The 12,514-nt window shown below is 75.6% G+C and carries 10 protein-coding genes and 1 pseudogene; 7 read left to right on the top strand and 4 right to left on the bottom strand.

The window, feature by feature from the left end:
• Positions 1–83 precede the first annotated feature (83 nt).
• Positions 84–758: a hypothetical protein gene (locus PKE99_RS02095; protein ID WP_037041886.1), complete on the bottom strand. Its 675-nt coding sequence runs from the start codon at positions 756–758 to the stop codon at positions 84–86.
• Between the two features lie 164 nt (positions 759–922).
• The gene (locus PKE99_RS02090) at positions 923–3,334 is read right to left on the bottom strand and encodes a transglycosylase domain-containing protein (protein ID WP_306470724.1); all 2,412 of its coding nucleotides are present in this window, start codon (positions 3,332–3,334) and stop codon (positions 923–925) included.
• 143 nt (positions 3,335–3,477) lie between these two features.
• On the opposite strand from PKE99_RS02090, the pseudogene PKE99_RS02085 reads away from it, so the two are divergent.
• The 3 genes and pseudogenes from PKE99_RS02085 to PKE99_RS02075 form a co-directional block, all read left to right on the top strand.
• Positions 3,478–3,771: pseudogene (locus PKE99_RS02085) on the top strand (WhiB family transcriptional regulator); the annotation flags it as partial.
• A 183-nt stretch (positions 3,772–3,954) separates the two neighbouring features.
• Positions 3,955–4,644 carry a class I SAM-dependent methyltransferase gene (locus PKE99_RS02080; protein WP_051736928.1) on the top strand — a complete coding sequence of 230 codons (690 nt, stop codon included), beginning with the start codon at positions 3,955–3,957 and terminating at the stop codon, positions 4,642–4,644.
• 81 nt (positions 4,645–4,725) lie between these two features.
• Positions 4,726–5,046: a hypothetical protein gene (locus PKE99_RS02075; protein ID WP_037041887.1), complete on the top strand. Its 321-nt coding sequence runs from the start codon at positions 4,726–4,728 to the stop codon at positions 5,044–5,046.
• A 53-nt stretch (positions 5,047–5,099) separates the two neighbouring features.
• Here PKE99_RS02075 and bagB read toward each other — a convergent pair whose 3' ends face one another.
• Positions 5,100–6,275, bottom strand: coding sequence for an ATPase BagB (bagB, locus tag PKE99_RS02070; RefSeq protein WP_051736929.1), 1,176 nt, complete (start codon positions 6,273–6,275; stop codon positions 5,100–5,102).
• Positions 6,272–7,276 (bottom strand): ATPase BagA, encoded by a 1,005-nt coding sequence (gene bagA, locus PKE99_RS02065; RefSeq protein WP_037041888.1) that lies wholly within the window; start codon positions 7,274–7,276, stop codon positions 6,272–6,274. The genes bagB and bagA overlap by 4 nt, the downstream gene beginning before the upstream one ends.
• Before the next feature lie 155 nt (positions 7,277–7,431).
• Between bagA and sp36 the strand changes: the two genes are divergently transcribed.
• The 4 genes from sp36 to PKE99_RS02045 are packed head-to-tail and all read left to right on the top strand — an operon-like array spanning position 7,432 to position 12,494.
• Positions 7,432–7,608, top strand: a complete 177-nt coding sequence (sp36, locus tag PKE99_RS02060) for a Sp36 family protein (protein ID WP_197040498.1) — start codon at positions 7,432–7,434, stop codon at positions 7,606–7,608.
• Positions 7,605–8,063 (top strand): RidA family protein, encoded by a 459-nt coding sequence (locus PKE99_RS02055; protein ID WP_037041889.1) that lies wholly within the window; start codon positions 7,605–7,607, stop codon positions 8,061–8,063. The genes sp36 and PKE99_RS02055 overlap by 4 nt, the downstream gene beginning before the upstream one ends.
• A complete protein-coding gene (locus PKE99_RS02050) occupies positions 8,063–8,659 on the top strand; it encodes a hypothetical protein (RefSeq protein ID WP_037041890.1) in 597 nt (198 codons plus the stop codon). The genes PKE99_RS02055 and PKE99_RS02050 overlap by 1 nt, the downstream gene beginning before the upstream one ends.
• Before the next feature lie 19 nt (positions 8,660–8,678).
• A complete protein-coding gene (locus PKE99_RS02045) occupies positions 8,679–12,494 on the top strand; it encodes a hypothetical protein (protein WP_037041891.1) in 3,816 nt (1,271 codons plus the stop codon).
• Positions 12,495–12,514: the final 20 nt, after the last annotated feature.

Genomic DNA, 12,514 nt, shown 5'->3' with positions numbered 1-12,514 from the left:
GCGCGAGCCGGGCCGGCCCCTGTCGTCGCCCTCAGGGTAGACGGGCGCACCGACAGGACGGCGCGGGCTCCGCGCAGCCGGTCTCAGGAGTTCATCAGCGCGACGATCAACTGGACCAGGATGAGCAGGTAGATACCCACGAAGACGAGGGCGAAAGCGCGGGATCCGACGCGCCCGCGCAACCGCCGCGACAGCCCGACGATCTGCGGGTCGGGGCGGACGGGCGGGCGGTGCTCGATCCCGTCGATCACGGCGCCGCGGCGGCGGTCGCGTGGTGGGGCGGGTGGGGCCGTCGGGGAGCGGGCGAACGCGCGGAACAGGAGCGGGTCGACCAGCGGCACCGGCTCGGGGTCCGGGGTGGCCCGACCCAGGTCGAGGGCGTGGGCCTCGGCCGGGACGGGAGGTGGGCCGGGGACGGGGAGGCGGAGCGGGGGTGGTTGCTGCTCGGCGCGCGCAGGGGGTTCGGGCTGATCGGGGTGCTCGACGGGCTCGGACTCGTCGACGGCCGCGTCGGGCTCGGCCCGGTCGGCCGGCGTCAGGGGCTCGGCGGGCTCGACGGCTGTGGCCGGCTCGGACCGCTCACCGGCCTCGGGCTCATCGACGACCGCGTCGGCGGCGGCCGTGCGGGTGGGGCGGCGGCGGCCCGTCTGCCAGGGCGTCTCCGGCGCCGGGCGCTGGTCGGGCGCGGCCGGCCCGCGGAGGAAAGGGAGCAGGCCGACCCACCGGACGAGCACGTCGGCGCGGTGGACGTCGGCCATGGGCGCCGATCGTAGAGCCGAACACGCGATCACACCCGCTGCCGCGACGGCGCGTCCCCACGCACTGGGGAACCACGATGCGGATCTCGAGGGCCTGACAACGCATGATGGTTCCACAACGCGCATTCAGCCTGCCTGGCGCGCGTTGTGGATCCCTCCTGCGGCTATCCGCCGTCGCCGCCGTTGTCCCCGCCGTCGTCGGGCCGGTCGCCCTCCTGCGGCGGCTGCCCCTCCTGGCCCGGCGGCCCGGGCTGACCCGGAGCCTGGCTCTCGGGCGCGGGCGGCGGGGCCGGCACGGTCCCGCTGCTGACCTGCAGCGTGATCTGCTCACCCGGCAGCGCGGTGCCGCGCGGACTCTGCCCGACGACCGTGCCCCGGGTGGCGAGGTTGTCGACGGTCCGCGTGGTGACCGTCCAGCCCGCCCGCTCGAGGATCGCGCGCGCGTCGTTCTGGCCGCGGCCCACGACGTCGGGCACCCGGCTCTCCGCGCCGCCGGTCAGGTACCGGTCGTCCGTGGGCGGCAGCGGGATCACCGGCGTGCCGTCGACCATCGGCTTGACCGCGCCGAACCAGGTCTCCGCCGGCGTCTTGCCGCCGAAGATGTTGCCGCTGCGGCAGGCGAAGGGGGAGCCGGCGCCGTCGCACAGCGGCCGGGGCGCGTTCGAGTTGTCGAAGGTGATCACCGCGCCGGACAGGTTGGGCAGGACCCCGACGAACGCCGCGGACTTGTGCTGCTGCGTGGTGCCGGTCTTGCCGCCCATCGGCCGGTTCCAGCCGACCTGCCGGGCGGCGGCGGCCGAGGTGCCGTTGAGGTCGTCGTGGCTCAGGCCGGTGAACAGGGTGTTGGCCAGGCCCGGCTCAATGACCTGCTCGCACGGCGCCTCGGTGATCGCCACCGGGTTGCCGGCGGCGTCGGTGACCGAGTCGATCGGGCTTGGCGGGCACCACTTGCCGGAGCTGGCGATCGTGGCGCCGACGTTGGCGAGCTCGAGCACGCTCGTCGGCGTGACGCCCAGGGTGAACGACGCCTGCCGCTGCGCCTTGGTCACCTCGGCGATCGAGCGGTCCGTCCGACGGCCGGTGGCCGGGTCGACGAAGGGGGTCGTGGCCAGGGACTTCATGCCCATCCGGACCGCCATGTCGACGACGTCCGGGACCCCGGTGAACTCCTCGAGCTTGATGAACGCGGTGTTCGGCGAGGTGGCCAGGGCGTCCTGCAGGGACATCCGCTCGGGGTAGTTGCCCGCGTTGGCGACGGGGATCGGCCGGCCCCCGCCGTCGAGGTAGATCGGCGACGCGTAGCCGCTCGGCGGGACCGACATCTGGTAGTTGATGCCGAGGCCCTTCTCCAGCGCGGTGGCCGCGGTGAAGATCTTGTAGACCGAGCCGGCGCCCAGGTTGACCGGCTCGTAGGGCAGGCCGTAGCTGGTCTGCAGCGCGTCGGCGTCGAGGCCGAAGGTCCGGCTGGAGGCCATCGCGAGGACCTTGTGCTTGTCCTGCCCGGGCTCGACCAGGGACATCACGTTGGCGACGTTGGGCTGGGACGGCGGGACCTCGGCGTCGAGCGAGGCCTTGACCTTGGCGAGCTTGTCCCGGTCCAGCGTGGTCTTGATCGTGTAGCCGCCGCGACCGATCTGCTCCGCGGAGAAGCCGGCCTCGGTGAGGTACTGGGTGACGTACTTGCAGAAGAACCCGGCGTCGCCGGCGCCGATGCAGCCGTTGGGCCGCGTGTTGAGCGGGCTGACGATCCCGAGCCCCTCGGCCGCGGCCGAGCGGGCCTGCGACTCGTCGATCATCCCCTGGTCGCGCATCTGGGCGATGACGACGTTGCGCCGGTCGAGCGCGGCCTGCGGGTTCTGCACCGGGTCGGTCGCCGCGGTGCTGCGCACCATGCCCGCGAGCAGCGCGGACTGCGCGACGGTGAGGTTCTTCGCGCTGGTGTTGAAGTACGTGCGGGCGGCGCTCTCGATGCCGTAGGCCCCGTTGCCCCAGAACACGATGTTCAGGTAGCGGGTGAGGATCTCCTCCTTGCTCAGCTGGCGCTCCAGCTGCAGGGCGATCCGCGCCTCCTTGAGCTTGCGCGCCGGCGTCTGCTCGGTGGCCTTGAGCCGCTCCGCCTCGGTCTGCGCCTCGACGTAGAGCGTGTAGTTCTTGACGTACTGCTGGGTCAGCGTGGACGCGCCCTGCACGACGTCGCCCGACGCCGAGTTCGCGATCACCGCGCGGATGGTGCCCTGCCAGTCGACGCCCTGGTGCTCGTAGAAGCGGCGGTCCTCGATCGCGACCATCGCGGCCTTCATCGCGGGCGAGATCTCGTCCGCGGTGACCTGCGTGCGGTTCTGGTCGAAGATGTAGGCGATCGGCTGGCCGGCGTTGTCGGTCAGCGTGGTGGCCAGCGGCAGGCCGCCCTCGACCAGGCTGCTCGACGTGGAGTTGACGCTGTCCCCCGCGTCGTTGCTGACCAGCCCGACACCCGCGACGAACGGGAACGCCATCCCCGCCGTGACGACGCCGGCGAGCACGCAGAGGCCCAGCAGCAGGCCGATCGGCCGGGCCAGGTGACGGGGAGGAGCCACGGTCGGGAAGCGTAACCGGCCCGGCGTCACCGTTCTGTCAGGTTGAGTAGTTCTGCGTGGTGTCGGGCGGAACCGGACGCTCGCAGAATCCGTCCCAGTTGCCGAACGCGGGCCGAGCGGGCCCGCCCGGGGCGGAGGAGACGATGGTGGACGCACGTGCCGCGAGCAGGTGGAACTGGCGGATCGCCGCCCGTTGCCGGACCGCCGACGCCGAGGAGCTGTTCGTGCGGGGCGCCGAGCAGCGGCGGGCGCGGCAGTTCTGCGCGACGTGCCCGGTCCGGATGGAGTGCCTCGCCCATGCGCTCGACGAGCGGGTGGAGTTCGGGGTGTGGGGCGGGACCACCGAGCGGGAGCGGCGTGCCCTGCTGCGCTCGCGGCCCGGGGTGCGGTCGTGGGCGGAGCTGCTGCGGGCGGCGCGGGCGGAGCACTACGCCGCGGGCGGCCCCGCGGGGTCGATCGGGTCGGCCGGGTCGGCGGCGTCGGCCGTGTCCGCTGTGTCGGCCGCGGAGGAGTCGGCGATGGCCATGGCGGACCTGCTGCCGTCACCCGACCGGAGGACGGCCTGCTGACCGCGCGCAGTACCGTGGTCGGGCCCGCACCACCCAGCCCGGAGGACGACCGTGATCTCGACCGGTGGGGTGGACTTCGTCGCGGGCCTGTACCGCCGGTACGCCGCCGACCTGGTCGAGGTCGTCGCGCAGCAGCGGGCGCTGGCGGCCGACGACCGGGTCCGTCCGGGGCTCGACGACCTCGAGGCCGAGATCACCTACCTGCTCCTGCGGCAGCTGCGTCCGGAGCACGTGGTGGAGATCGGCACCTCGCGCGGCTGGACCACGTCCTGGCTGCTCAGCGCGCTACGGGACAACGGGTGCGGGCGCCTGGTCTCCTTCCGGCGGACCCGGCGCCCGTCGGCCGTGCCGCCGGAGCTGGCCGAGGACCGGTGGACCGTCTACACCGGCGACGTCCGGGCGCGGCTCGAGGCGCTGCCGGAGACGACCGACTTCCTCCTGCTCGACGCGACGCACACCGCCCGGTTCGGGCGCTGGTACGTGCGGACGGTGTTCCCGCGGCTGGCGTCGGGCACGCCGGTCGGGGTGCACGAGGTGTACCGGGGCCGGTCGGCGTGGGTGCGGCACGAGGGCGGCGTGGTGCTCGACTGGCTCGCCGAGCGGGACGTCCCGCACTTCACGGTGGCCCCGCGCCGGGTGCCGCAGACCTTCGCCGCACTCCTCGACCTGCGCCGCGAGCTGGGCGTCGAGGGGGCGCGCGGGACGAGCGTCAACCCGATGATCTGGTTCGAGATGCCGTAGGCCGATCGGTGGGTGGCGAGTCGGGGCAGGTGTGGCCGCCCCGCAACCGGTCATTCCCTCCGCAGACGGAAGGGGTGTGCAATGGCCGATCCGCAGGAGGACGACCGTCCGGTCGTCGACGGCACCCGTGCGACGCCGGAGGAGCTGCGCGCGGAGGTCGAGCGCCTGACCGACGAGCGCCGGCAGGAGGCCGACGAGCTGCGTGAGGACATCGGCGCGACCGTGCACGAGCTGGCGGAACGCCTCGACCTCCCCTCCCGCGCCAAGGCCCGCCTTCGTTCGGTTCCGCCGGTCGCCTGGGCCGGCGCCGCAGGTGCCGCGGTCCTGGTGACAGGGCTGGTGGCGCTGCTCAAGGCCCGCCGCAACGCCTCCACCCGCCGCCCCAGGCGCCGCCGCCGCTGAAGCCCGCTCGTGAGTGGCGATGGTCGCCATGGCGACCATCGCCACTCACGGGGTCACCGGAGCTGGTGCACCGTGCCGGCGGAGGTGGGCGGGAGCTCGTCCTCGGCGGCCAGCCGTTCGCCGACCTCGCGCAGGCCGTCGAGGTCGCTGATGTCGCCGGCGACCGCGGGCACCCGCACGACCGGGACGGTCGGGTGGGCGCCGGAGAAGCGGGCGAGCAGGCGCTCCTCGCGCTCGGCGAGGTCAACCCGGTCCGCGTGCAGCCGGAGCACCGCGCCGGCCAGGCGGGACGAGCCGGCGTTCTCCGCAGCCGTGCGCGCACGGGCGGCCGACAACGGCGCGAGCACCGGGTGCGTCCGGTTGAGGACGAGCCCGGCCAGTGGCATCTCCTCGCCCGCCAGCCGGTCGACGAAGTACGCGGCCTCGCGCAGGGCGTCGGGCTCCGGGGCGGCGACGACCACGAACGACGTGCCGGGCGAGCGCAGCAGCTCGTAGGTCTTCGTCGCACGCTCACGGAACCCGCCGAACATGGTGTCGAAGGCCTGGACGAACGCCGAGGCGTCGGCCAGCAGCTGGCCGCCCAGGATCGTCGAGACGGCCTTCGCGAACAGCCCGAACCCGGCCCCGACGATCTTCCGCAGGCCCCGGCCGCCGGCCCGCGCCGGCGAACTGAGCAGCCGGATCATGCGGCCGTCGAGGAAGGTCGACATGCGCTGCGGGGCGTCGAGGAAGTCCAGCGCCGAGCGCGACGGCGGAGTGTCGACCACGATCAGGTCCCACTCGCCGCGGGCGCAGAGCTGCCCCAGCTTCTCCATCGCCATGTACTCCTGCGTGCCGGAGAACGAGTTGGAGATCGTCTGGTAGAAGGGGTTCGCGATGATCTTCTCGGCCCGGTCCGGGGTCGAGTGCGCGTACACCATCTCGTCGAAGGTGCGGTGCATGTCCAGCATCATCGCCTGCAGCGAGCCGCCCTTCGCGGGGCCGTCGAGGCCCGGGACGGTGCCCGGATCGTTGCTCAGCTCGTCCAGCCCGAGGGCCTGGGCCAGCCGCTTGGCCGGGTCGATCGTGAGCACCACGACGGTGCGGCCACGCTCGGCCGCGCGCAGGGCGAGGGCGGCGGCCGTGGTGGTCTTGCCGACGCCGCCGGAGCCGCAGCAGACGAGGATCCGGGTGTCCGGGTCGTCGATCAGGGCGTCGGCGTCGAGCACGGGCGGGGCGGCCGGGCTCATCGGCGCACCCCCTGCTCGCACAGGTGCTCGGCCAGCTCGTAGAGCGCGCCGAGATCGACCCCGCCCAGCAGTTGCGGCAGCTCCAGGCGCGCGATGTCCCCGCTCTCCCGGGTCAGCCGGTCCCCGGCGGCCACCTCGGCGGCGACCCGGACGGCGTGCTCGACGGTCTCGGCCACCAACCCGTCGATCACCTCGGGCGGCAGGTCGAGGCCGGCGGTGGCGAGCCCGGTGTGGATGCGCCCGGCGTCGACCCGGCCGTGCGCGGCCGAGGCCACCGACCGGTCCGGCAGCCACTGCTCCCGCACCCGGTTGACGACGATCGAGCCGACCCGCAGATCCGCGGCCTGCAGCTCGCGCACCGCGTCGAGCGTCTCGGTCACCGGCAGGTCCTCCAGCAGCGTGACCAGGTGCACCATCGTGCGGTCCGAGTGCAGCAGCTCGACCACGCCCTCGGCCTGGCTGTGGATGGGGCCGGTGCGGGCGAGTTCGGCCATCGCGCGGGTGACGTCGAGGAACGTCACCAGCCGGCCGGTGGGCGGGGCGTCGAGCACGACGGCGTCGTAGACCGGTCTCCCGTTCTCCCGGCGCGAGACGGTCTCCTTCACCTTGCCGGTGAGCAGCACGTCCCGGAGACCGGGCGCGAGCGTGGTGGCGAACTCGATCGCCCCCATCTTGCGCAGGGTCCGGCCGGCCACGCCCAGCTTGTAGAACATCTCGAAGTACTCGAGCAGCGCGGCCTCGGCGTCGACGGCGAGCGCGCGGACCTCGCCGCCGCCCGGCGCGACGGCGATCCGGCGCTCCTCGTAGGGCAGTGGGGCGGTGTCGAAGACCTGGGCGATGCCCTGCCGGCCCTCGACCTCCACGAGCAGGGTCCGGCGGCCGCGCGAGGCGAGCGCCAGGGCGAGCGCCGCCGCGACCGTCGTCTTCCCCGTCCCGCCCTTGCCCGAGACCACGTGCAGTCGGGCCGCCCACGGATCGGCGGCCCCGGCGGATGACGTCACGCCACCAGCGTACGGAGCGGTGCGGCGAGCGGCCCGTTCGACCGGACCGGTCTCCGTGCCCGCTTCCCGCCGATCCGTCCGGGGACGCCCGCTCGTCGCAGACCGGGCCGTCCGACCCGCTACCGGGTGACGGCGCCGGGCTACAGTCCCGGCCCATGACCTCCCCGGCCGTCACCAGGTGGGAATACCTGAACGCCCCGCTGCTGATCCACAACACCAAGGCGATCCTCGACAACTTCGGCCGGGACGGCTGGGAGCTGGTCTCGGTCGTCCCCGGTGCCACGCCGGAGAACCTCATCGCGTTCTTCAAGCGCCCGGTGCAGCAGTCGTGACGTCGCCCACGCAGCGGCTGGCCGAGCTCGGTCTCGAGCTGCCCACCGTGGCGGCCCCCGCGGGCTCGTACATCCCGGCCAAGGCGTCGGGCTCGCTCGTCTTCACCGCCGGTCAGGTGCCGTTCGTCGACGGCAAGCTGCCGAGGACGGGCAAGGTCGGCGCCGAGGTCACCGCCGAGGAGGCGAAGGACCTCGCCCGGATCTGCGCGCTCAACGCGCTCGCCGCGGTCGACGCGCTCGTCGGGCTGGACAACGTCAAGGGCGTGGTCAAGGTCGTCGGGTTCGTGGCGTCCGCCCCCGGGTTCGGCGGGCAGCCGGGCGTGATCAACGGCGCGTCGGACCTGCTCGCCGAGGTCTTCGGCGACTCGGGTGCGCACGCCCGCTCCGCCGTCGGCGTCGCCGAGCTGCCGATCGACGCCCCGGTGGAGGTCGAGCTGATCGTCGAGGTCGCGTAGTGGAGGCGGCAGCGGCCCACGAGCTGCTCGTCCGGCTGGCCGGGCGGCTGCCCGACGACGTCCTCTGGCGGCTGCGGGACTGGCTCGCCGCCGGTGCCGCGGCGCCGGTCGGGGCGCTGCTGCCGCGTGCCCTGCTGCGCAACCGGGTCGGGATCACCGACGCCGAACGCACCCTGCTCGCCGCCACGGCGGGCGAGAACCGCCTGGTCGACGCCGTCCTCCCGCTGCACACGCCGGACGCTCCCCATCCGGCGTTCGCGGCGGGCCCGGAGCTGCCCGATCTCGCCGTGCTGGGCGCGCTGGCCGTCGTGGCCGGGCACCCCGGCGCGCAGGAGCTGCGGCACGCGCGGCGCGGCCGGCACGGCGAACAACGGGTGCTCCTCGTCCTGGGCGCCGAGCGCGCCTGGGAGCTGACCGGCACCCTGCAGCGGCTGCTGCGCGTGCACGGCGACCGGACGCCGTGCGTCGAGGTGCTCCCCGGCGGGCTGGAGCCGCCCGCCTACCACCAGGCCGCCATCGTCGGGTCCCGCCCCGTGTGGGTGCGGCCCGGCGCCGAGACCGAGTCCGCGACGCCGGCGACCTCCGGCGCGAGCTGACCGAAAGAAGGAGGGCCCGATGACGGCCCCACCTGCCCCGAGCACGCACCACCTGCTGCTGGCCCTGGCCGGCCGCGTCGACGACGACCTGCTGGCCACCGCCCGCGAGCTCGTCGCGATCGGCGAGGAGCCGCAGGCGCTGGAGATCCTCGTCGCGACCCTGGTCGCCGACCGCACCGCGCTCCCCGCCCCGCTGCGGTCCGAGGTCGTGGAGCTGTCCCGCCGGCGCGCGGTCGAGTTCGACGTCGACGGCCTCCTCGCCCCCGCCGCCGGGTCGCTCGACGGCACCCGCCATGTCTTCGGCGCGGGCCCGGCCGGCGCGGACGAACGGATCGCGGAGCTGATCACCTCCCCGCCGCCCGGCTCGACGGTGCGGGTGACGTGGCGGTTGACGCCCGCGGGTGCCGCGCCGGGGCCGGTGCCGCACCCGGTGCTGCTGGTGGAGCTGTCCGGGCCGGGGATCGCGCCCGAGGTCGTGTCGTACCGGCTCGGGGCGCACCTGACGCGGTCCGGCCTGCCGGCGTCGGTGGAGGCGTACACGCCCGCCGACGCGCTCCCGGCCTACCAGCGTGCGGCGCTGGAGCGGGCGCGGGAGATCGGGCGGGCCGGGGGGCCGGCTCCCTTCGGCGGTGCCGCTCAGGGTGGGGTCGGTCACGGCGCAGCAGCTCCCGGGGCGGCGGGCGGCGGGGCCGGACGCAGTGGGGCGGCTGTGCGCAGTGGGGCGGCTGTGCACGGCGGCCCGGTGCCCTTCGGTGAGTCCGCTGCTCATCACGGCGGTGGGGCTGTCCACGGCGGGACGGCTGCCCCCGGCGGGGCGATTGCTCATGGCGGGGCGGCTGCTCACCACAGCCCTGCGGCCGACCACGGCGCAGCTGCTGCTCACGCCGGCGCGGCCGCTCACGGCGAAATGGCGACCCACGGAGGTGCGGCCGCCCACGGCGATGCGGGTGTCGGGCTCGCGGAATCGGACGAGGTCCAGAACGCCGGGCGGGTGCCCGGCGAGGAGGCGGCGAGCCGTCCCGACGAGGTCCGGCCGGCGCCCGGTCGGGCGGAGCCGGGATCGCGGCCCTCGCCGTCGCCCCGACCCGTGACCGCGGGGCCGGGCACCCTCCCGCCCGTGCCGCGCCCGGTCCTCGGTCAGCCGATCACGACCTCGCAGCCGCCGGCCGCGTTCCAGCCGCTGCGCCCACACCCGGAAGCCGCCGAGAGCGCGGTCATCGAGGGGCCGGCCCAGGTCGCCGACACCCCGGCGGACCGCTCCGGGCCGCGCCCGGTGCCGAGCCCCGGCCCCCGATCCCACGGCCCACGACTCGGCGCCGTCGAGCCGGACGGCCCGCACCACGAGCCGCGGACCACGCCCTTCGAGCGCACCCGGGCGCCCGGGGCCCGCCGGTCCGGCCCCGCGCTCAGCGTGGTGCCCCCCGCGCCGGGACACGAGCCCCCGAGCGGGCCGCGCCAGGCGCCCGTCACGCGTCCGACGCCGGTCGTGCATGCCGAGGACTCGCTCCCGACCCCGGTCGAGCCCTGGCCGGCGTCCCGCGGCGAGGAGACCGAGGAGGCGGACCCGCCCGTCCTCGCGTCGATGCGGGACCCGCTGAGCGGTCCGCTGCGCGAGCCGCTGCTCGACGCCCAGCTCGACCGCGCCGAGACCGGCCCCGTGCCGATCGTCGGCCTCACCCCGCCGCAGGTCTCGCCCGTCGAGGAGGGCACCGCCGAGGCGGAGCCCGACGCCGCCGAGCCGTCGGAGGCCCCGGCCTCCGCTCCGACGACGGGGCGGCGCCGTCGCGCCGAGGAGCCCCGGCGGGAGCCTGCCGCGGAGTGGACACGCGACTGGACGTCCGGTGCCTGGGCCATGCCGACCACCGAGCGTCGCTCCGGATCCGCTCTCCCGGCTGCCGGCCGGGCCGCCGCGGCCGACGACGCGGGCCGCACCGCGCCGCTCGGGGCGACCTCACAGGAGTCCGCGTCTGCAAACAGCACGGACCCGACGGGCCCGGCACAAGGTCCCTCGGACGTGGACCTGCCCGGCTCGCGCGATGGCGCGAACGCCCTCGCCCCCGCGGCGAGCAGCTCCGACCAGCACGACCAGACGGTCGATGCACCTGAGTTCGGTGGGCACTCGCCCCTGGCCGGGTCGCTGAACAGCGGAGATGGCGCCTCCGGGACCGTCGGCTCCCAGGGCGAGCACCGCACGAGCGACGCGACTGCAGGCCCCGAGGGAACCCGACTCGATGCGCGCGACACCGACTCGCCCTCCGGCGGCTCGGCGAACGGTGGAGGCCGTCGCCGTGCCGATGCGCCGGACCGCCCGGGCGCCCCGTTCACTGCCCCGACGGGCTCCGGGGGGCGTCGACGCGCCGAGCGCACGAGCGGCGCCGCGGACCACTCGGGCGCCCCGTCCGAGACCGGCGACCCGCGCGGTTCGTCGGAGCGCGTCGACGAGGCGCTCCGGTCAGCAGGCGCCTCCGATCCGTCCCCGCGCGAGGCCACTCCCGGCTCGTCCGCGAGCGACGACCCTTCCCGCTCGCTCCTCGAGGGTGACGCACCCGGCGCGCACCCGGACGGGGACCCCTCCGGCCCGGGCCGGGGCGGGAACACCTCCGACCCGAGCGGAACCTGGGACCCGCATCCCGGCAGCGCGACCAGCTCGATGCGCGGCGGCGAGCCCTCCGACTCGCGCCCGACCGGCTTCTCCGACCCGCCCCTCGCCGGAGGGATCCCCGGCCCGAACCGGGGCGGGGACACCTCCGCCTCGAGCCCGCGCGACACCTCGGGCCCGCCCCTCGGCAGCCAGACCGGCCCGGACCGGAGCGGGGGCACCTCCGGCCCGCGCCAAACCGACATCTCCGACTCGCCCCGCGAGGGATCTGCTGCGGGTCGGAACATCGCCGGCTCGCACACCGGCCCCGCCTCGGGTCCTGGTGGCGCCTCCACCGCCTCCGACTCGAGCAACGCGGTGGCACCGCGCTCGACCGACGCCACCGGCCCGGAGGACCCGTCCGGCTCGCATCTGGGCGGTGTCACCTCCGGCTCGCGCGCTGGCGCTGCCGCCGCGGGCCTGGGCGGCGACACCTCTGCCTCGCACCTGAGCGGCGGCACCTCCGGCCCCCGCCCGGATGCGCCCGACTCCCACTCGGGCGACACCCTCGGCTCAGCCGCCCCCAACTCGTCCGGCGACAGCGGCTCGCTACAGGGCGACAACGCCCCGGGCAGCGGGGCCGCGAACCGGTCGGGCTCCGCCGCGGCTGCACACGGCGACACCCCGGATGAGGGCGAGGACGACGCCCCCACCGGGCGCCGCGCCGCCAGGGACGGGGTGCCGACGATCCGTCCGGTGCCGGGTGGCCGTCGTCGCGCCCGGCATCGCCCGGACGACGCGGAGCCCGACCCGTGGGGCTTCGCGACCGACGCCGGACCCGCGGCGCCCGCCGCTGATGCGGAGCCCGCACCGCAGCCCGACGAGGGGCCGCAGGACCGCTCGGACGGGCTGCCCCCGCCCCGGCCGGTGCCGCGGACGATCCCGCGCATCCGGCGCACGTCCGAGCAGCCCGTCAGCGGGCTCTTCGGTCCCGGTGAGGTGCCGCCCAGCCGTCCGGACGACCCCTTCGGCACCGGTCCGGGCCCGGCCCGCGCCGAGGACGAACCGCGGGGCGACGACACCCCGGCGTCCGACGGGCCCGCCGGGCAGGAGACCGTTGCGGAGTCGTTCTCCTCGCTCTCCAGCCGTGAACAGGACCTGTTGCGCCTGCTCCAGCAGGAGCTGGCGGTGCGGGAGTCCTCGCCGGAGCGTCGCAACGGCTCCGGCCCCTACGGCCCGCCGGACCTCGCAGGCTGATCAACGCCGGCCGCGCAGGT

This window comes from Pseudonocardia halophobica, from assembly GCF_027922425.1.
Taxonomy (GTDB): domain Bacteria; phylum Actinomycetota; class Actinomycetes; order Mycobacteriales; family Pseudonocardiaceae; genus Pseudonocardia; species Pseudonocardia halophobica.
Note: the sequence above shows the minus strand (reverse complement) of the source record. Positions and strands in the feature narration are given on the sequence as shown.